General features: G+C 40.7%; 18 protein-coding genes. 4 read left to right on the plus strand and 14 right to left on the minus strand.

From position 1 onward, the window contains the following. Positions 1 to 64: 64 nt before the first annotated feature. From AC1TO9_RS23055 to AC1TO9_RS23095, 9 genes are all read right to left on the minus strand, one after another. Positions 65 to 1,369 carry an ABC transporter substrate-binding protein gene (locus AC1TO9_RS23055; RefSeq protein WP_482060663.1) on the minus strand — a complete coding sequence of 435 codons (1,305 nt, stop codon included), beginning with the start codon at positions 1,367 to 1,369 and terminating at the stop codon, positions 65 to 67. Positions 1,370 to 1,553: 184 nt separating this feature from the next. After that, positions 1,554 to 3,113 carry a response regulator transcription factor gene (locus AC1TO9_RS23060; RefSeq protein ID WP_482060637.1) on the minus strand — a complete coding sequence of 520 codons (1,560 nt, stop codon included), beginning with the start codon at positions 3,111 to 3,113 and terminating at the stop codon, positions 1,554 to 1,556. After that, positions 3,114 to 4,871: a sensor histidine kinase gene (locus AC1TO9_RS23065; protein ID WP_482060638.1), complete on the minus strand. Its 1,758-nt coding sequence runs from the start codon at positions 4,869 to 4,871 to the stop codon at positions 3,114 to 3,116. It abuts the gene before it with no gap. Positions 4,872 to 5,529: 658 nt separating this feature from the next. Beyond that, positions 5,530 to 6,792: a stalk domain-containing protein gene (locus AC1TO9_RS23070; RefSeq protein WP_482060639.1), complete on the minus strand. Its 1,263-nt coding sequence runs from the start codon at positions 6,790 to 6,792 to the stop codon at positions 5,530 to 5,532. 166 nt (positions 6,793 to 6,958) lie between these two features. Further along, positions 6,959 to 7,837 (minus strand): inositol monophosphatase family protein, encoded by an 879-nt coding sequence (locus tag AC1TO9_RS23075; RefSeq protein ID WP_482057573.1) that lies wholly within the window; start codon positions 7,835 to 7,837, stop codon positions 6,959 to 6,961. Between the two features lie 159 nt (positions 7,838 to 7,996). Continuing rightward, entirely contained in the window at positions 7,997 to 8,998 is a 1,002-nt protein-coding gene (uvsE, locus tag AC1TO9_RS23080) for a UV DNA damage repair endonuclease UvsE (protein ID WP_482057574.1), read from the minus strand. Then, positions 8,995 to 9,315, minus strand: coding sequence for a hypothetical protein (locus AC1TO9_RS23085; protein WP_438349173.1), 321 nt, complete (start codon positions 9,313 to 9,315; stop codon positions 8,995 to 8,997). Before AC1TO9_RS23085 ends, uvsE begins: the two co-directional genes overlap by 4 nt. Positions 9,316 to 9,354: 39 nt before the next feature. Then, positions 9,355 to 10,449, minus strand: a complete 1,095-nt coding sequence (locus AC1TO9_RS23090; protein ID WP_482057575.1) for a D-alanine--D-alanine ligase — start codon at positions 10,447 to 10,449, stop codon at positions 9,355 to 9,357. A 51-nt stretch (positions 10,450 to 10,500) separates the two neighbouring features. Continuing rightward, complete coding sequence (locus AC1TO9_RS23095) at positions 10,501 to 11,514, minus strand: amidase domain-containing protein (protein WP_482057576.1); 1,014 nt, start codon at positions 11,512 to 11,514, stop codon at positions 10,501 to 10,503. Between the two features lie 259 nt (positions 11,515 to 11,773). Between AC1TO9_RS23095 and acnA the strand changes: the two genes are divergently transcribed. Next, positions 11,774 to 14,488 carry an aconitate hydratase AcnA gene (gene acnA, locus AC1TO9_RS23100; protein WP_482057577.1) on the plus strand — a complete coding sequence of 905 codons (2,715 nt, stop codon included), beginning with the start codon at positions 11,774 to 11,776 and terminating at the stop codon, positions 14,486 to 14,488. A gap of 101 nt (positions 14,489 to 14,589) precedes the next feature. Here acnA and AC1TO9_RS23105 read toward each other — a convergent pair whose 3' ends face one another. The 3 genes from AC1TO9_RS23105 to AC1TO9_RS23115 form a co-directional block, all read right to left on the minus strand. After that, positions 14,590 to 14,997, minus strand: a complete 408-nt coding sequence (locus AC1TO9_RS23105) for an O-methyltransferase (protein ID WP_482060640.1) — start codon at positions 14,995 to 14,997, stop codon at positions 14,590 to 14,592. Between the two features lie 115 nt (positions 14,998 to 15,112). Next, on the minus strand, positions 15,113 to 15,250 hold the full coding sequence (locus AC1TO9_RS23110; protein WP_482057579.1) for a hypothetical protein: 138 nt from the start codon (positions 15,248 to 15,250) through the stop codon (positions 15,113 to 15,115). Positions 15,251 to 15,257: 7 nt separating this feature from the next. Continuing rightward, on the minus strand, positions 15,258 to 17,057 hold the full coding sequence (locus AC1TO9_RS23115) for a M3 family oligoendopeptidase (protein ID WP_482060641.1): 1,800 nt from the start codon (positions 17,055 to 17,057) through the stop codon (positions 15,258 to 15,260). Between the two features lie 120 nt (positions 17,058 to 17,177). Between AC1TO9_RS23115 and AC1TO9_RS23120 the strand changes: the two genes are divergently transcribed. After that, positions 17,178 to 17,345, plus strand: a complete 168-nt coding sequence (locus tag AC1TO9_RS23120; protein ID WP_482057581.1) for a YycC family protein — start codon at positions 17,178 to 17,180, stop codon at positions 17,343 to 17,345. Further along, positions 17,342 to 17,572: a hypothetical protein gene (locus AC1TO9_RS23125; protein ID WP_482057582.1), complete on the plus strand. Its 231-nt coding sequence runs from the start codon at positions 17,342 to 17,344 to the stop codon at positions 17,570 to 17,572. The genes AC1TO9_RS23120 and AC1TO9_RS23125 overlap by 4 nt, the downstream gene beginning before the upstream one ends. A gap of 84 nt (positions 17,573 to 17,656) precedes the next feature. Here the strand turns inward: AC1TO9_RS23125 and AC1TO9_RS23130 are convergent, their stop codons facing one another. Together AC1TO9_RS23130 and AC1TO9_RS23135 are read right to left on the minus strand one after the other, a co-directional pair. Beyond that, positions 17,657 to 18,367 carry a DUF2225 domain-containing protein gene (locus AC1TO9_RS23130; protein WP_482060642.1) on the minus strand — a complete coding sequence of 237 codons (711 nt, stop codon included), beginning with the start codon at positions 18,365 to 18,367 and terminating at the stop codon, positions 17,657 to 17,659. A gap of 228 nt (positions 18,368 to 18,595) precedes the next feature. Beyond that, positions 18,596 to 18,958 (minus strand): globin domain-containing protein, encoded by a 363-nt coding sequence (locus tag AC1TO9_RS23135; RefSeq protein WP_482057609.1) that lies wholly within the window; start codon positions 18,956 to 18,958, stop codon positions 18,596 to 18,598. 425 nt (positions 18,959 to 19,383) lie between these two features. Here AC1TO9_RS23135 and ylbJ point away from each other — a divergent pair, with 425 nt between their 5' ends. Beyond that, on the plus strand, positions 19,384 to 20,643 hold the full coding sequence (gene ylbJ / locus AC1TO9_RS23140) for a sporulation integral membrane protein YlbJ (RefSeq protein WP_482060643.1): 1,260 nt from the start codon (positions 19,384 to 19,386) through the stop codon (positions 20,641 to 20,643). Positions 20,644 to 20,645: the final 2 nt, after the last annotated feature.

Consider the following 20,645-nt stretch of genomic DNA (forward strand, 5'->3'; position numbering starts at 1 on the left):
CACCTCCGAATCACTAGGCATCGTTCGGGCAAGTAGACATCATATTCAATTCTACTTGTTGCTTCTACTTGTTATTTGCTAGGATGGCATTTGCAGCTTCTCTAAATTTAGGTGCAACTTCTGCTGCTGTCTTCTGTCCAAAGTTGATCTCTTCTGCGTAATCCGTCAACATAGCAATGATTTCCGGTGATCCTACAGGAGGAGGTGAACTCATTGGCGAAGCATTGGGTTCCATAGCTGCTACGAATTCAAAGACTTGTTTCGTCTGATCACTCAGTTGAGATGCCAATGATTCTTTAATTTTGCTCGAAATAGGAACCCCACGGTCTCCCTTGATCAATTGATTGGCTTCCACATCATTAATCCAATAATCAATAAACTTTGCAGCTTCCTCTTTAACTTTAGAGTTAGAAGTTACCGCCCAGTACATACTCGGTTGCATGTAAAGACCTTTATTCATATCTGGGCCTACCATTGGAGCTAATTCCATAGGGCGATTTACGACCGTCTGTAATCCAGTGAATTGATTAGACCATTGCCAAATTCCTATACCCTTTTCTTTCACAATGTCCGATTCTTCTACAATTCCCTTAGATTGATTGGCCACCCCTGGATCAGGTGCTGCACCTGATTTCACCATACGAGCAAGGCGATCGAAATAATCTACAAACAATGCATCATCTTCATATCCAAGCGCTGTACCTTCTGGATTGTATAGAGTCAAGCCTTTCGTACGAAGATAGTAGTTAAAGAATATGTCCGGTGCCATACCATTATCAAAGTACAGTTTATTCGAAGCCGCCGTCTGACCTAACTCTTCATATTTATTCCAGTCCCAGTCCGCTGGAATAGAATCAATCCCAGCCTTCTTCAGAAGTGCTGGATCATATTGATATCCAAGCACGTTGACACCTGTAGGAATACCATACTGCTTCCCTTCTATAATTCCTGTACTTAGAACATTCTCACTGACATCTGCTAATTGAATCTGATTATTCAAGTAAGGACTGAGATCCTCTAACCGTCCATTCTTTGCATATTGGCTAATGTATGAGACATCCATCTGAACAATATCTGGTAGCTGATTAGCTGCTGCTTGAGGGGCTAGCTTTTTCCAATAATCATCGAAGGACGCGTACTCAAAGTCAATTTTGACATGTGGATTTTTAGCCTTGTACATATCAATGACTTTCTGTGTATATTCATGACGTGTGTCTGATCCCCACCAAGCAATCCGTAAAGTTACGTTTTTCTTAGCGGTTTCAGTACTTTTGCTTTCTCCCTCAGTAGTGGTAGCTTGCGTTTCTTTCGTGTTCGCTGCGTTTCCACATGCTGTTACAAACAGAAGCATCAACACCGTCAACAACATTGTCGCTCTTTTCTTCAATTCTTTTCGCCCCTTTTCAAGTATGATCATTTGCACTTTCATCAAGTTGGCAACGCTTTCATTATTGTAGATTTATTCTCCCAAATTAGCATTTGGAATTGAATACACAAATCAGACCTCTTGGTTAAAAAAACAGAGTTTCCATTTCGTATGCTATCTCAACATTCTATTCGCATGACTTTTTAAATTCAGTTGGAGTCATACCTACACATTTCTTGAATACTTGGCTGAAATACTGCGAATTTCCCGAGAATCCAAATGTATCAGCAAGCTCGAACACCCGCACATCTTCACTACAACGAATATATTCACAGGCCTGTTGAATACGATAATGATTCACATAAAGAGAGAAGTTACTCCCTGTGACTTTTTTAAATATCTTTCCTAAATAATCAGGGTTCATATATAAAATTTGATTGGCAACGCCATTTAAAGATAATTCATCATCCCCGTAATTATGCTCTATAATAGAGATCATCTTATCTACCGTTGAAGACTGACGATTCATATTATTGTTAAAGTATCCTGCAGTCAATTGATTTGCTGCTTCAAATACATATGTCTTCAATCCAGCCAATGTTTCTATTTCAGTAAGCACCGTCAACCCCTTGGTGAAGGAGTTTGTTTCTTCAAGCGGACAAATTCGTATCATAGCTGCATAGAGTTGAAGAACATAGGAACGAGTCAAGGCAATTTCTAATCTCATCTCATCTAAATTACTAAATAATCTCTCTACTTCTTGGGATACTTCTTGCAAATTACCCGATTTGATAAGCAGGCAGAACTTCTCTTCATCAACGATATAATTAAGGTCAAGTGCAACATCACGGTCTTGTAGCGCCAAGTCATGCATCATAATCAAGCTTCCTTCACCAATATAGAATCGGTGATTCATACATTGAAGCATCTCACGGAATAATTTACGGGAATTCACCATTCGATCTGCCTCACTAAGTGCAATCGTGATATCCAGCTTGTAAAATTTATGAAAAGTAATTCGCACCATTTCAATATCTTGAATGAGTGTCTCGACACGTTCTACTTCTGGTAGCAGAATCAATAGATGTCCCTCGATCGTTGTGCTGAGCAGGACACTTTTAAGTATATCCTCTGCTATATTCTTCAAGGCAAATATATGCTCATATTCATGAGTATCATCCAGTTGAAATAGAATCATCCTCACAGATTGACTGTTTAATGGTAGTTCGAATAAGTCCTGATAATACTCTACATCGGTAGTTCCATATGTTTTATTCGTAATAAATTCCTTCAAGAACTGTTCCTTAACATGTGGTAGTACTTTTTTGAGACCCTGCTTCATACGATTCACAAAGTCATCTCGTTCATTCTGCTCTTCACGTTCTTTAAGCAACTCATGAATAGCTTCAAGAATCTGAAACTCATTACAAGGCTTGAGTAAATAATGCTTCACTCCATACTGCATAGCACGTCTTGCATAATCGAAATCCTTGTATCCAGACAGCATAATAAACTGTATTCTTGGGAAGTTCAACCACGTTTTCTCCACTAGACCAAGCCCATCAAGCCCTGGCATACATATGTCACTAATCACAATATCAGGCTGATTCAATCTAATTTTCTCATAAGCTTCAATACCGTTCCTAGCCGTATCTATCAGCTCCGTACCAGAGCTTCTCCAATCTACTACTTGTGATATCCCATCAAGTATCATTCGCTCATCATCCACTAACATTATTTTATACATCTACATTGTCTCCTTTACATAGGGAATTCTCACTTGTATGGAAGTCTGTATGTTAGGTTGACTTTGGATATCGATCCCCCATTCATTTCCAAAGGTCAATTTAATCCGTTCCTCAATATTAGATAAACCGATCCCATTTCCAGCGGTCTGAATTTTGCCTTCTAATAGGCTCTTAATGAATTCAGGCTTCATTCCTGGTCCATTATCTTGCACAGAGATAGTTACGACTCCGTTTCTTTCCATCACTATAATCCGAATACGACAAGGTTCGATATTAGGCTCTAAGGCATAATGGATAGCATTCTCCACAAGTGGCTGAAGCGTCAGCTTCGGAATAAGAGCATTCTCAAGATGCGATCCCATCTCCACACCAAAATCAAGGCGCTCTTCAAACCGCTCTCTTTGAATGGTCACATAACTCATGACAATGTCCAATTCACTTCTAAGAGGAATCAATTGCTCACTAAAGCTTATTGAATTCCGCAGTAAAAACCCTAGAGATTCTACCATCTTAGAAATCTGATCTTGTTTGTTTACTTTGGCTAACCAATTGATAGATTCCAAAGTATTGTATAAGAAATGTGGATTTATTTGCGCTTGAAGTGCCTTCAATTCAGTCTCACGGATAAGAAGCTGCTTCGTATAATTCTCGTTAATCAATTCACGAATACGTTGAATCATCATTTTGAAGGTACGATGGAGTAATCCTACCTCAGATTGCGGTGAGGATGGTATTGCCCCCAGAGCAAGTTCTTCAAGACTATCAAGATCGCCTTCCTCAATAACCCTCATCTTTTTGATCAAACGATCAATTGGTCTAGTAATACTAAGTGCGAGCTTCGTACCAAAAAGGATCGCTACCACGAAGATCACGATAAAGATAACGGTTACAAATGTTTTGATGAACGTAATCCGCTCAAACATGTGGTGAAAAGGGGTGATATGAAAATAGGTCCAATCTGTATACGATGAGCGGAACTTCGCCGTGAAATATCTACCCTGTTCATAAGATTCTATACTATATGGTTTATCATTATTCATCTCTATCATTATTTCTGATTCTGTTAATAAGGATTCTTCAGGATAGAGGATATCCTTCCCATCCGCAATAATTAATTGCCCTTCATTCCCCGCATCCTGAACTTGGTCGTCTACAATACGATCAATTCGTACTCGAAAGACAAGTGTACCAAGGTTCTCCAACGTGAATGTCGCATTCGTGAATGATTTAATTTCTCGAACTGCCAGTAATGAGAACCCTCTTCCCCCCATCATCCAGGCGTTCGACCCATCGTATTCTTCAGCCAACGAAACAAGCTCATTCTGAAGAGAGTCTGGAATGCCCTCACGATTACCAGCAACCATGACGTTCCTCTCTTTATCTATAACCATCATGGAATATACGTACTTCTCCGATCCCGCGAAGGCAATGATTCGATCTGTAATCTTTTTATGTAATACTAGCTTCTCATAAGCAGAACTATTACTCTGAAGCTTCGTTAGATAACTTTGTATTTGTTCATCCGATACCACTTTAAAAGACAGCTCCTCCATTTCCTTAAGCTGACTCTCAATTCCGATAGAGGACATCGTCAATACTTGTGATGATTTCTCGTAAATTTGTTCATCGTATATACTGAATACACTTTTTAGAACCGTTATGTAGACCGCAAAACTTACTAACATTAACAATGATATAAGACCTATCACCTTATAATGAATTCCCACATTGTTGAAAGCGCTTTTATATTTTCGCATTAGAATGGTTCCCTCCGCCCTTCTATATAGCCCGCTACGATGACGGATTGTCCTTCCGATCGCTGTTTCGAGCATAATCTATTGTTTCTTACATCTTTATTGAACTCAAATTCATCTGCCAATTCGTTAGTTCTTATTTGGCGTGGAAGTTTTTAACTGTAACATGCTCTCGATAATGCTCTTGCGTTGCGACCATTATCGAGGCAATACTTATTCTATAACTCTTCTTGCACAAAATAAAAATCTACGAGGCCATCCATTTGACGTAACATATTATCTTTAGGCACAACACTAAAATCGTAAATGCTATGTATAGACTTAGAGAAAAGGAGGGTGGGATTTGTCGTAGACCCCTTCCTGAATTAGATACTTTTATTATACAAGTAGAAACGGCTTCGCCGTCCTTTTTCAAGGACGGCACCCGTTTCAGCGGAAATATAAGGATTAGAGTATCAAGAATCAATTTCATAATCACGCAACCCGATTTAGCTGCATCGGCGATTATGAAATTGATTCAAGTGAAACTTATACTTTCTTATATTTCGAAAAAGGGCATCTTTCACACGACTAGATTGTGCAAAAGATGCCTTTAAACCAAAATCCATACTTACAGAAAACAAGGAATCAAGTTCGATGTAGCGAAGGTAACGGAATTGTCTTAAAGATTAATAAAAGCCGTTCTTAACGAGGAGATATACTGTACATCAAACCCAAGTCCTGTTGCCAATACGGCCAAAGGAACATAAGTCTTACCCTCGTTCCCAACCTTGTTAAGAAACGCTGGTGAATCTACAGCTACGGCTTCTCCATCCACAATAACACTTGATGAGCCTATTGTAATAACAACGGTTCGATCACCATATGTAATGGTAGCACTCGAAGATGCACTATCCCATACCGAGGTTGCGCCGACAGCATCGACGATATCCCTGATCGCGACGAAGTTCTGGTTACTACGTAGAACTGGCTGATAAGGAGTCTTCAGTTCCTGCCCCTTCACAACAATCGTCATAGGTAAGTCTTTATCGATTGTCGTTGGCTTACGATGCTCACCCCAAATTTCTCCTGCGAACACTTGAGCTATAGCAGCATATCCCGGTTGATTAGGGTGAATATCCCGATTCTTCATGATATGGGTCATCGTCCCCTCACGACCCTCAAATTCTTTAGCTATATGAGCAACTTTCACTTGGATACCTTTACTCTGTGAATCCGCAGCAAGTTTCTCTACAACATCTGTAAATAACTGCGCAGCTTCAATTAACTTTGGATACATTGCCTGATTAGCGACTTTAGGAATAGGCTGATATTGATCAGCTATTACGATAAGTGCATCCTTGTTCAATTCATGCAAATCAGCAATCACCGTCGTCATCGTCGACTTATAAGAAGTTAATAATTGCTCTATTCTTAAAGTAAGCTCATCGCTTCCCAAGGTTGATGCTTCCGTAATAATGATCGCAAGATCATTCCCGCCAATCGTAATGGTGATGAGATCTGCTGATTCAAGATCAGATTTCAATTGAACTGCTGAAGCACCCAACTGCTCAGCTCTTGGATCAACAAGTCCAGGTTGAATCGCATCTGACGTAATCACCTTACCCAACTTTGCTGCTTCTACGTAATTCTCTAACCCTGTTCCTTTTAATCCCAAAATTCCATAGTTTAACGTCTGCGTCCGACCATGGAACAATCCCTGTTCATGTAGCCTATCTACGAACCCATAAGGTATACTACTGAGATCCATACCAGGCTCATATCCAGCGGTCAGGGAATCACCAAGTGCAACAATGCGATACGTTTCCGGATCAACCTTTTGTGCCTGTACTGACGTTGACATACTAACACTGCTCATTAGCACAACAGACAGCATCAAGCTAACGCTTACTGCTGAAATCCTCTTTTTCCATACTTGTAGCAAATCTTCAACCCCTCTTTTATTACTCGCTACCCAATGATGATCATTTAGGACTCGGTATGTTTATATTACCATTACATGTATACATAAAAAAGAGTAAACCCCCTTATTTTTGAAGGGAATTTACTCTTTACGCCGTTCTAACGAATGTTTCTTAATCACGCATCTGCTAACTTTTCACAGTCAGTCCTGTCGCTTTCGCCTGTTTCAATGATTCAATCAGTTCATTATGAATATAACCGTTACTAGCTACGACATGTCTAACTCCCAATTCATAAGGACGTCCCAACGTATCCGTGACTTCCCCACCTGATTCCTTCACCAACAGAACTCCAGCAGCTAAATCCCATGAATTCAGTCCAATTTCCCAGAATCCACTAAGCCTTCCAGCCGCAACATACGCCATATGCAAGGCAGCTGAACCCCCTGCCCGAATACTACGAGCTTGAGGAGCTATATGCTGTAAACCTGCCATATTTACTGGAAAGGCGAAATTCTGATCCGGCGGAAATCCTGTTGCAAGAAGACTTGTTCCTAGCGACATTTCCTGAGAGACCTTGGTGGGGCTTCCATGAACATACGCACCCTTACCTTTTTCGGCAACAAATAACTCATCTTTTGAGGGATCGTAAATAACACCTACTATGACCTCTCCTTTATAAGCAAGAGCAATGGACACAGCGAAGAATGGAAAACCATGCACATAATTCGTAGTACCATCCACAGGGTCTATAATCCATAAATAATCCGAGTTCGCATCCAGTGAGCCCTGTAATGCTTGTGTAGATGCTTCTGGTCCAGGCTCTACACCCTCTTCACCAAGAATCTCATGATCCGGGAAATGAGTCAGAATAAGTTTGCGAATCATTTGTTCTGCACCCTTATCTACTTCCGTCACTAGATCTTGAGATGAATATTTGGTATTTAATTCTTTCACTGTACCAAGTTTACTCCTAATCCATTCTCCAGCTTTTGCCGCTGCATTAATAGCAACAGCAGTATGGCCCTTGCTTGTCACAACATAAGGAACTTTATCCTTTTGATTCAATGCACTCAACTACTTTCTATTTAAAGATTCGGACGAATAACGCTATCATAATAATATGATTCGTCTTTTTCCGAGTCTCATTGTATTCATATTTAAAAGTACCTTATTTTACCTCATGTTTCAAGGGCTACTATCATTGATCCCTAACTTTCATGATGTTTACGGAAGGATTTCAATACTTGCTCCATCCAGAATAGATACCCCTTCAGATGTGAACTGCTCCAAGTCCTGCATAAGCTCAAACAGCGCAACATCTTTACTTTTAGCTTCAATCATAACATCGAGATACGGCGTATCCCTAGCAATGTTCCGCAGAAATTCTAGTAACACAGATACTTCCACACCATCTGCATGGCTTCTAATATTCGTCGTACTTCGAGGACTGGACACATGAATCTTGGGTGCCAGTGGTTTATCTACTTGTACGTCAGTTTGTGCCAATTCACTCTGCCATGTCTTAAGAATGTCTGGCCATAAATCCCATGGTTTCTCTCCTTCATTGTTCACCCATTGATGATGAATGTCCATAACCATGGGTAGCCCTAAGTTCAAGCATACATCCAAAGTCTCTACAGCATTAAATGTCTTATCGTCGTTCTCAAGGGTTAACCTCTCTTGAATTTCCCGACTCAGTTGTAAGAAGTGATCTTCAAACCGACCCGCCGCAGAAAGCTTGTCCCCATATGCTCCGCCTATATGAATGTTGTTCTTAGCTGTAGCATTAAGTCCCATTGCATTCAACATGTTCACATGATGATGCAGATCATGTACAGAGTTAATTAACACCTCTTTACGAGGCGTGCTTAATACAGTGAAATGGTCTGGATGAAACGACACTCTCATCTCATGACTCTTTACATACTCTCCTACTTCAGCAAATGAATCTTTCAGCGCTGGCATAGGGTCCCAATCTTTAAGATCTGAATGTGTTGCTAATGGTATTAGCTTGGATGAAAATCGATATACCTTAATATCATGAGCGACACTATGTTTCAGAAGCCGAAGTGTATTATGCAAATTAATCTGTGCAATTTGTTCTAGCTTCTGAAGAGCCGCTTCTCGATCTGCTAGCTTATTAAAATTCGTCATCGTCATCGTCTTGGAAGGAGATGCATTATGCAACACCTTAGACATTGCTACATATCCTAGGCGAACAATCATTCTTGTTGTTCCCGAAAGAACATCTCGTATGCTAGATCCGTCTGAATACGAGATTCTTCATCGTTCAGCTTACGAATAAATTCCATCTCCACTTCCGTGACTTCTTCCCCTTGAAAGTTAATCTCAGCGATGTACCCAACAATTTTAACGATGGCAATCGCTAGATTATCGGGCGTATACGCTATAACCTTTTGCCCCGTTGGAAAAACACGGAAGCCTTTCTTCACCATTTTACCACGCCCATACTCCATTAATTCGTAAAGTTCCTGTTCATTCTTGAATTTACATACTGAATTGAATTCCGTCTGAAATCCCATTAGTGATTCCCCTCTTCTATTCAAGTTAGGACGACATGATTACAAATCGTTATTATAATCTAGTGCCTGTTTACTGGCGTACCGTTCTAATGCCAATTCAATCATACGATCGAGTAGCGCAGCATAACTTAATCCTGTTTCCCGCCATAATAAAGGATACATACTGTATGGTGTGAAGCCAGGCATGGTGTTCACTTCATTAATAAGAATAGCCTGATCCGATCTACGTACGAAGAAATCTGCACGGCTGATACCATTTCCTTCAATCGCCTGAAATGCGACAATAGCCGCTTCAGTAATTCGATCTGCTAATTCGGAATCCAAAGGTGCTGGAATCAGCATTTGGGATTGACCATCGGTATACTTCGCAGCATAGTCATAATACTCACTTGAGGATACAATCTCACCAGGAACTGATGCCATAGGTTCATCATTCCCAAGCACACTCACTTCAATCTCTCTAGCATCTACAAATTCCTCAACAATTACTTTGATATCATAACGAAAGGCAAATTCTATCGCCTGTTTCAACTCTTCCCGATCTTTAGCTTTAGATATCCCTACACTGGAACCTAGATTGGCGGGCTTGACAAAACATGGATATCCCAAGTCATCTTCTACGCCTACAATCAGTTCATAGCTCTCGTGCTTCCATTGATTACGTGTGAAATAACGGTAACCACATTGTGGTAAACCTGCTTCAGCAAACAACTTTTTCATAATCACCTTATCCATCCCTGCTGCAGATGCCAATACTCCAGCACCAACATAAGGCATGTTAGCCATTTCGAATAACCCTTGAATTGTACCGTCTTCACCAAAGGTCCCATGAAGAAGTGGGAACATAAGATCGACCTTGTGGGCAGACTCATCACCAGTTAATCGGCTGAACAATACATTTAACGCAACCTGTGTTCCTTCTGAATTTACGGCAAGCTTAAGATCTTCAATCTCTGTAAAAGGAGTGTGTCGAATCTCCCCTTTACGCCATTCACCTTGCTTCGTGATATAGAAAGGAATAATGTCATATTTATTATAATCAAAGGCATTCATCACCGCGAAAGCTGTTTGTAATGATACCTCATGTTCTCCGGATTTACCGCCGTATACAAGACCTACTATATATTTACTCATGCCTAACCTCTTTCTATCCTAATATAATGAATTTCGTATTTATCTTTCACCTTAAAATACGTCTGGAATATGCAAAAACCTATATTTAGTATTCTCTTGCCACGCATAAGAATTTTTATAATCCCAATAACGGTGTTGGCTGCTTACTGTATGCGCATTAACCAGCGGCATTCCACCTGCATCAAAGGCCGTTACAATCGTGCTATGTTGGTAGGTTCCATCACCATCCCAATCATAAATGATTACATCACCCAGCATTAATTGTTCCGCTCGATCAACAACTTCAGCTCTCAAGCCCGAAGTACTGCTACTTAACAAATACTCTAGGCTATTGGCTACTGCCCAACTATAACTCCACCACTCTTTACCACTGGCATATCCTTTGTACCACCATCCTGAAGCTCTGTTACCAGTATAATGGATTGGAGCCCCCCCTGCAAAGAGACATTGTGAGATATAGTTCGTACAATTCACGTCAAACGTTATGAACTCAGGATTCTCAGAATCCCACCAACGATCTGCGTAGGCCACAGCTTCTTCACGCATATACTTCGTAGGACGGCGACTCCCAACCCCGTTCCCCCATACATTTGAATTCAAGTAGATTCCTGACTCTGTTCCCCCACTATCTTTTATCTCCTCACCATTCGACAATATGGTCTTTGATGATGCAGGGTGACGTTCAATAATCAGTTGCTCTACCGATACAATTACCCATTGCTCCCCATCACGGATCAGTGTTAGACGCTCTCTTTGTATCGTATCTTCACGATGATTCATTCCTCCCTTCATGTACAGAATTTGTGTATGAAGTTGCATATCAGCGATCACCTCTTGCCCTGTTTCCCGTATCATTCGTAGTAATTTTGCTCGTGTCTCACTTCGCAATGGTTGAGATTCACGCTTTTCATACCAATCCGTCAATCTCTTCATTCGCTCAGATTTGTCCATTAAATAAGTAACATCCGTTACAACTTGTTGTCTCGTCTCCGCTCTGCAATCAATCTGACTTTGATTATATTGATTAACATAAGTGTATAATGCCTGCTTCCATACCTGTCCCATAAGATCAATTCTCCCCTTATTCCGAATGATATACGCCCTATTGATAACAATATATGAACGTGGACCTCACACTATCCATTAATTCTTATGAAGTACCTTAATCAAGTCATATTTACCATTCAAAGCTGGAATTAGATCCAGATATCCCTTTACTCTCTTCATTGTAAACGTTATAATTAAGAAAACATTGAAATTTTGAAATTATGTTTCACCTGATGAAACGGTTAAATGAGATTTATATAACTAAGGAGGAATACGTATGCCAGGAAAGGATCACTTCTCTACTGCTCGTAATTTAGAAGTCGGTGGCAAGAACTACCGTTACTACAGTCTACAATCTCTTGAAGAGCAGGGTATAGGAAGCATTTCTACACTTCCTTATTCCATTAAAGTACTACTAGAAGCTGCTATCCGCCAATTCGATGGGCGAGCAATTACAGAAGATCATATTAAATTACTTGCAGATTGGAATAAGGGTGGTAACGAGAACAATGAAATCCCATTTATTCCAGCAAGAATTGTACTTCAAGATTTCACAGGCGTGCCTGTCGTAGTAGATCTTGCCGCAATGCGAGACACCGTGAAGAACGCTGGCGGTGATCCTAAGCAGATCAATCCACTTGTACCTGTGGACCTCGTAATTGATCACTCCGTTATGGTAGATGCATTCGGGACAGCAGATGCGTTGGAATATAATATGGAAGTTGAATTTGAACGTAATGAGGAGCGCTACCGTTTCTTACGTTGGGCTCAAACGGCATTTAACAATTTCCGAGCTGTTCCACCAGCAACAGGAATCGTACATCAAGTCAATCTTGAGTACCTTGCCTCTGTAGCAGCAACCAAAGTCATTGATGGTCAAACGGTTGTTTATCCTGATTCCCTAGTAGGAACGGATTCACATACAACAATGATCAACGGTCTCGGTATTGTAGGATGGGGTGTAGGTGGGATTGAAGCTGAAGCAGGTATGCTTGGACAACCACTATACTTCATCATGCCTGAAGTTATTGGATTCAAGCTCACAGGTAGTCTGAATGAAGGAGCTACAGCGACTGATTTAGCTCTCACTGTGACACAAATTTTGCGAAAAAGTGGCGTTGTCGGTAAGTTCGTTGAATTCTTCGGACCTGGATTACTCAATCTTAGTCTTGCTGACCGTGCAACGATTGCTAACATGGCTCCAGAATATGGGGCAACGATTGGCTACTTCCCTGTTGATAAAGAAACGCTGTCTTACCTGAGAAATACAGGTCGTTCTGATGAACAGGTTGAGCTCGTAGAAGCTTATTATAAAGCACAAGATATGTTCCGTACCGAAGATACTGTTGATCCAGTGTTTTCAGATGTCATTGAATTAGATTTGGCTTCTGTTGTACCAAGCTTAGCTGGACCGAAACGTCCACAGGACCGTATCGAATTGACCAATATGAAAGAAGCTTTCAATGAAATTATACGAACCCCTGTTGATAAAGGTGGCTATGGTCTTAGTGAAGAGAAAATTGATCAAACCATAAGCGTTCAACACACTGACGGTTCTGTTAGTCAACTTGGAACGGGAGCAGTCGTTATTGCTGCAATTACAAGCTGTACGAACACTTCCAATCCAAGTGTCATGCTAGGTGCTGGACTACTAGCGAAGAAGGCAGTAGAACGGGGTCTCAAGAAACCAGGTTATGTGAAGAGCAGCTTGACACCAGGTTCGCTTGTCGTTACCGAATATTTGATGAAAGCCGGACTACTGGAATCACTAGAAGCACTTGGTTTCTACCTCGCTGGATACGGATGTGCTACATGTATCGGTAATTCAGGCCCACTTCCAGATGAAGTAAGCCAAGCTATTACAGATAACGATTTAACTGTGGCTGCGGTTCTCTCAGGTAACCGTAACTTTGAAGGTCGTGTTCACGCACAAGTGAAAGCTAACTATTTAGCATCTCCTCCATTGGTTGTTGCTTACGCCCTTGCAGGTACAGTCAATATCGATCTGAACAATGATCCACTGGGTTATGATCAGAACAATCAACCTGTATATCTAAAAGATATTTGGCCAACATCAGCTGAGATTAAAGAAGCCATCGAGATGTCTCTTACTCCTGAGATGTTCCGTCGCAAATATGCGAATGTATTTACAGCCAATGAACGCTGGAATGCTATTGCTGTACCGGAAGGTGAATTGTATGAATGGGACGATAAGTCCACTTACATTCAGAACCCTCCTTTCTTCGAGAATCTAGAGCCTGAACTTACAGACATTAAAGATATTCGCTCTGCTCGTGTTCTAGCTCTTCTAGGTGATTCGGTTACAACGGATCATATCTCTCCAGCAGGTAATATTTCACCTTCTAGCCCTGCTGGTCTTTACTTGAAGGAGCATAATGTGGAACGCAAAGACTTTAACTCCTATGGTTCCCGTCGTGGTAACCATGAAGTTATGATGAGAGGAACTTTTGCTAATATCCGTATACGTAACCAAGTCGCTCCCGGAACAGAAGGCGGTGTAACGACGAATCTATTGACGGATGAAGTTATGTCTATCTACGATGCTTCCATGGACTACCAAGATCACAATCAGAATCTTATTGTCATTGCTGGAAAAGAATATGGAACAGGCAGTTCGCGTGACTGGGCTGCTAAGGGAACTACTCTGCTTGGCGTCAAAGCCGTTATTGCCGAAAGTTATGAGCGTATTCACCGTAGTAATCTTGTAGGTATGGGTGTGCTACCTCTACAATTCCAAGACGGTTCTAGCTGGACTACTCTTGGATTAAATGGCCGTGAAACCTTCGATATCGTTGGTGTTAGCAATGATATCAAGCCTAGTCAAGAGCTTACCGTCACTGCGACTCGTGAAGATGGTACATCGTTCAATTTCACAGTAATTGCGAGATTAGATAGTATGGTAGACGTTGATTACTACCATAACGGTGGTATTCTACAAACTGTATTACGCCAAATGATTAAAGATCAATAATGAAAATTGACAGAGTCCCCTTAGTTACATTTGTAACTAAGGGGACTCTGTTCTTTTTTGACCAATCAGTATTCATTAACAAATAAAATATTTCTATATAATTATAATAAGTCCGATGAAGCTTCTCGATATGTATGACGCGAATACCGGATCATTAGATTCGCCATGTTGTAATTGGATTCAAGAAGAGCATCTACCATAAGAATCCCCTGTCGTAACATGAAGTCGTAACTAATCTCCCCGTGCGTCCAATGATGCTTATACTTAAGACTTTCTATTGCCATGTTCCTAAAAGATAGTTGTTGTGTTGCATTAAGTCCCTCATTAGATAATGAGAACCCACCATTGCGTCCCGCGATTGGATTATGACGAATTCCAAATTTACCAACCACATTATTGCGTATTTGCATAAACAAAGTGCCAGCAGTTAATCCAGCTAATTCATGTTCTAATTCTTTAAATACGATGTCCATTTGCCGCGCTAACGATAATTGATCAATCTTGATCACTAAACCACCCTCCCCTTTTCACGCCCTTGATATAGGGCTTACGACTTATTATAGATGGTCACCAAAATACCATCAACATAATTATACATAATTAGGTACTTATCCCTATAAAATATTAATTATGATATTTTTTTACGATAATTTTAGCTAAAAGTCGTTCTAATTCGACAGCAATATTAGGTGCACTATCAAGTAGAAAAGGACGCCATCCTTTTTCAAAGAGGGCATCCTTTTCTGCGTTATATTTATTCACTATCTACTCACACCAAATGTTCTGTCATCTCCATAAACTCATTCACATCGGCGACACATAGATCAATAGCACTTTGCCAGAATTCAGGTCCCGTCAAATCTACGCCTAGATGCTTAAGTGCCAATTCTTCCACAGTCATCATACCCGTGTCCTGTAACAAAAGATCATATTTCTCGGCAAATGATGCACCTTCCTGTTGTGCGCGAACATAAAGTCCTGTACTAAACATGTACCCAAATGTATAGGGAAAATTATAGAATGGAACATCCGTGATATAGAAATGGAGCTTTGCCGCCCAGAAATGTGGATGATAAGACGATAATGCTCCACAGAAAGCTTCTTGCTGCGCCTCTTCCATAAGCTTACTTAATTCTGTAGCACTGACAAGACCTTTCTTGCGAAGATCATAGAAACGAGTTTCGAATAAGAATCGGGAATGAATATTCATAAAAAAAGCGATACTATTCTGAATCTTCTCTTCCAGCAAAGCAAGCTTCTCCTGTGGATCTACCGCAGCCTTGACTAATGCATCTGCTACAATCATCTCAGCAAATGTAGATGCCGTCTCTGCGACATTCATCGCATAGTTTTGATTCAATACATGCAATTCATTCATAACATGCTGATGATACCCATGGCCAAGCTCGTGAGCAAGCGTGGATACGTTAGAAGCTGTACCAGCATAAGTCATGAATATCCGTGTTTCTTTACTTACAGAAAGTGAGGTGCAGAACCCTCCTGGGCGTTTACCAGGACGATCTTCCGCTTCAATCCACTCATTATCAAAAGCCATCTCTGTGAATTCAGCCAATTTCGGACTGAACGTACGGAACTGCTTGACGATTTCTTCTGCTGCTTCCTGATAAGTAATTTTGCCTGACACTGTGCCAATCGGTGCTTCCACATCTGCCCAACTTAATTTCTCCACACCAAGAATTTGTGCTTTGCGCTCCAAATACTTTACAAACACAGGCTTGTTATCAATAATGACGTTCCACATCGCATCTAATGTTTGTTGAGACATACGGTTAATCGCCAGTGGTTCCTTAAGTATTTCATCCCAGCCACGACGATCGTACAATTTAAGACGGAAGCCTGCCAAGTGATTCAATGTATCTGCACAGTAGTCCTCTGCATTCGTCCACGTTTCTTCCCATTTGTCGAACATAGCCTCTCTGGTATCTCGACTCGAATCATGAAGTTTGTTGGCTGCTTGCCCTGCAGACAACATTACTGTTGTGCCATTATCATCGAATGGAATTTGCACATGACTGACAATCGTATCATAGAATTCACCCCACCCATGATATCCATCCACAGCCAAATCAAGCGCAAGGCTTTCAAGTTCTGGACTTAACTTCTCCCGGGCCTGTTCACGACTCTCACTTAGAACAAATGAAAGTTCACGAACCTCCTCCCGCTCCATCCATTGCTTCCAGATTCCATCTTCTGTACTACGTAGCAAATGTTCAAACTCAGCGCTAACACTCTGAATCTGTGCTTGTAAATTTGTCACTTTACCAGATAATTGCACGGCCCTCTTATCTTGTTGATCTTGAGCTCCCAAACAAGAGACGAAAGAACTAGCTTCAGAAGCCCGCTCTATACAACTTGCATATGCTGCAATAAATCCGTCGAACGCTTTGGTCCCTTCAATATCAGAAGGAGCAGACGCTTCCATAATAGTTGTCTGAATCTGCTTTACATCTTCGTCTAATTTGCCTAAAAAATCGCTAAATTCTTTAGATGATGACCCACCTGGAAAAACAGATTCTAGATTCCATGTTAATGATAACTTGGATTTCATAATGTAAATCCCCTTTCAAACTCTACTATATTCATATTTCATTTGAATTGAACTACAGGAAACGGTATAACTATAATATGCGATCGTACTAAAACATATTTATATTGGAGGGATAGTAACATGAGACCATTACAAATATCAGCCGAAACGGCCATCACTCTATCGAAAAAATTAGGTGTTCCCATTGAACACCTCATGCATATGCCACAACATATTCTAATGCAAAAAATTGCTGAGCTTAGCACAGAGGAAGCTCCCAAGCCTTCTGTTGAAAAGGATCCATCGTGATTCCATTCCAAAACACTTGGCCTTATGACATTATTATGGGTGATATTTATGTACAAACTTGTCCCTTTTGTGCAGAAAACAATATTCTCATTCCTATGAAACCGAAGGAACTTCAAGTCATCCATGAGGGAAAGAAAAAACTTCTTGTCTTTCCCTGTTGCAATAATAAGATCAATATCATTGACACTGATACCGATTACTTATTATCTGATCAACCTATTCGCTAACCCAACATTAAATGAAAGCACGCTTAGAGTTCAACAGGTAGGCATACTGATATGCGACATCTGTTATTCTCTAAGCGCATATCATTATTTCGAATCCTTCATCTGGTCAGGCAAATCCATTTGTTTGGCCATCATTTGCTCTCGTAAGACGGTCCATTGTTCTCTTGAAGCACGAATCATGGCAGCATCCATTATCCTTTTATCATTAATAACGCGTGAGAACCACTTCACAGCTTCATTAAAGTTGCCTACTCTTCGATTGATTTCTCCAATCAAATATAATAAACGAGCATTATTCGTTCCTATGCCTTCATTCTCATACACATGAATGTACGAATCTAAGCAGAAATTCAAAAATCGTTGTTCCTGTTCATGATCTCCCTTATAACGATACAACCATGCAATATGTTGAAGAAGACTTGCAATAATGGTCTGGGAATCGCCAATGGTCTGGGCTGATAGTAATGCTAACTTATATGTCTCGAGTGCTGTCTCCCAATCTCGCTTTCCACCGAAATCCCGTTCAATCCAGCGTATATTTATTTGTGTCTTGATAAGTTTCTTTTGATTCTCCGTAATCCTCACAGCCGAATTTTCAGTAGATGTAAATCCACATTTAGGACATACACGCACCACATAGTAATCAGGATTCTCGTTCTTATAATATGCGCAGAAATCAGCATCCGTACGCACCGCTTTCTTGAAGCTAGGACGCACTCGTGAGGTCTTAAATTCATGATTGCAATTTAAACAAGTCACTTTGATCGTATATAGAGGTTCCAACGTACTCAACATTTCAACTTCCTTTCTTAATAGAGGTTGTTCAAAAAGTCATCTTTTGATCACGAAGTATAGCAAGAAGCCTACTCGACATCGAAGATTGAATTCAGCCGGTCCTTCCGGTGCTCACGTAGGTACTGCCTACGCTCCGCTCCTCACTCCCTATCTTCATTCAATCTTCTTGGTGCTGAAAACCTGACTTTTTGAACTCGCACTTATGCATTCTATTTCAATATCGCTACCTTATGAAGGAGTATTTACGAAGTGACGTGCAGGACCAGAAAGTCTATTTAATACAAAACTACGTAGAGTCTCCTCTGTACCAATATCAGTAAGAGCTTCTCCCATACATTTGAGCCATGCCTCGCCATGCTTTTCTGTAATTGGAAAAGGTAAATGTCTTGCCCTCATCATAGGATGTCCAAATTCATCAGAATACAGAGTAGGCCCCCCCAAGAATTGACTTAAGAACATATACTGTTTCTCCATAACAGGGTTTATATCCGCTGGAAATAACGGACTCAATAACGGATCATTTTGTACTTTCGGATAAAAAGCTTCAACTAGCGCACGCAAGGCTGCTTCCCCGCCAAGATTATCATACATACTTTGATTTGGATCCAATTAGAAGACACCAACTTTCAATTCAATAATATATAGAACTGAATTATATTATACCTTAAAATAGAAAAAGGCGCTAAACACGATTGTGTTCAGCGCCCTTATGTAACATTAATAGCTTCTCCAATCCTCTTCACCAGAATGAATTAATGAGGCACGAATGACATACACGAAAGCACAGACGATAATACCAGCAATAATACCCACGATCCCATCACTCCATCCTTATCATATATATCATTAGAAGATAAGCGTCAATATATCTATTTTATCATAGTTTTTCTAAAAATACACGCACAATGTAAGCGCTTGCCAAATTATTGTAGTACTGTTTGTCCTATCTGTGTCATAAAAATAGGTATGACAGAAGGTATTTGTATAAGATTCCACTAGGTCGGGAGGCGCAAATATTGAGTATTAAATCCTTGGGAGTCCAAATTTTTATCACCCTTCTAACGGGGCTATGTTTGCTCATGTTTGTGTATCCAGCTGCATACCTAGAAGCAGCCATACGCGGATTGGCTATTTGGTGGGATGTGTTATTCCCTTCACTCTTCCCTTTCTTTATCCTATCTGAAGTTCTACTCGGAATTGGTATCGTTCATTTGATGGGTACGCTACTCGATCCCTTTATGAAGCCCATCTTTCGCATCCCTGGAAGTGGAGGGTTCGTTGCAGCCATGGGTTATGTATCTGGTTATCCAATAGGGGCTAAATTGACAGCGCAATTATGGGAACAAAAAATGATAGACAGAGATGAAGGAGAACGTTTAGTTGCTTTTACTACATCTTCTGACCCCATTTTCCTAATTGGTGCGGTTTCTATAGGTTTTTTTCATAACCAACTGATTGCTCCCATATTGGCCATTGCTCACTACGGTGGAGGATTTCTGGTCGGTATTCTTATGCGTTATCACGGTGCAAGATCATTACAACAAGCGAACCTTATATCTAATATACATACTAAACCACATCATAATCGTCTGAGAGAAGCACTGAGAGCTATGCATAAAGCACGAATGCAGGATGGCAGAAACTTGAGCGAACTTCTTCAACAAGCTATACAATCCTCATTACACCTTATTATTGTCGTTGGGGGCCTGGTCGTCTTCTTCTCTGTGTTTCTGGAACTACTTACACAAGTGGGCGTTATGAAGTGGCTGTATCTCGCTATTGAGCAACTACTGTCATTCTTCGGAATGCCTCCTGCTCTATCCAAATCATTAGTTGGGGGGATCTTCGAAGTTACATTGGGTGCACGGTATGCCGGTGAGCCTACAGCCATCATACCTCTTTCCTTTAAAGTGACTGCTGCAGCTTTTATACTCTCATGGGGTGGACTATCCGTTCATGCACAAATTGTAAGTATCCTCCATTCTACAAATTTAAGATACTGGCCTTTTCTCGTTGCACGTTTGGCACATGGAATTATCGCCGCTTGCATCGTACAAATACTTTGGGTGCCGCTAGCTGGAGGGATAGAGTCCCAGAGCACAATTAGTCCTGTTGGTTTGTCTACCCAGGTCTCAACCTTCATTCCTTCGCCGCAAGGATATATGTATGTCCTTTGTATCTTTGTATTGATGCTCTTTGCAATAACCATACTATCCATTATTTGTACCTACATCAGATCATTATGGACGCATCTAATACACATTATTAGTAAATGAAC

Source organism: Paenibacillus sp. Y916, from assembly GCF_056786435.1.

Bases quoted from the DNA above. Each gene is read 5' to 3' on its own strand.
- AC1TO9_RS23085 (WP_438349173.1), bottom strand. From the start codon at position 9,315: ATGGGATTTCAGACGGAATTCAATTCAGTATGTAAATTCAAGAATGAA.
- AC1TO9_RS23055 (WP_482060663.1), bottom strand. From the start codon at position 1,369: ATGTTGTTGACGGTGTTGATGCTTCTGTTTGTAACAGCATGTGGAAAC.
- uvsE (WP_482057574.1), bottom strand. From the start codon at position 8,998: ATGATTGTTCGCCTAGGATATGTAGCAATGTCTAAGGTGTTGCATAAT.
- AC1TO9_RS23130 (WP_482060642.1), bottom strand. From the start codon at position 18,367: ATGTTGAGTACGTTGGAACCTCTATATACGATCAAAGTGACTTGTTTA.
- AC1TO9_RS23095 (WP_482057576.1), bottom strand. From the start codon at position 11,514: ATGGGACAGGTATGGAAGCAGGCATTATACACTTATGTTAATCAATAT.
- AC1TO9_RS23135 (WP_482057609.1), bottom strand. From the start codon at position 18,958: ATGTATGATAATCTTGGCGGGGAAGCAGCCTTGCGTGCGCTAGTTGAA.
- acnA (WP_482057577.1), top strand. From the start codon at position 11,774: ATGCCAGGAAAGGATCACTTCTCTACTGCTCGTAATTTAGAAGTCGGT.
- AC1TO9_RS23120 (WP_482057581.1), top strand. From the start codon at position 17,178: ATGAGACCATTACAAATATCAGCCGAAACGGCCATCACTCTATCGAAA.
- AC1TO9_RS23115 (WP_482060641.1), bottom strand. From the start codon at position 17,057: ATGAAATCCAAGTTATCATTAACATGGAATCTAGAATCTGTTTTTCCA.
- AC1TO9_RS23090 (WP_482057575.1), bottom strand. From the start codon at position 10,449: ATGAGTAAATATATAGTAGGTCTTGTATACGGCGGTAAATCCGGAGAA.
- AC1TO9_RS23065 (WP_482060638.1), bottom strand. From the start codon at position 4,871: ATGCGAAAATATAAAAGCGCTTTCAACAATGTGGGAATTCATTATAAG.
- AC1TO9_RS23060 (WP_482060637.1), bottom strand. From the start codon at position 3,113: ATGTATAAAATAATGTTAGTGGATGATGAGCGAATGATACTTGATGGG.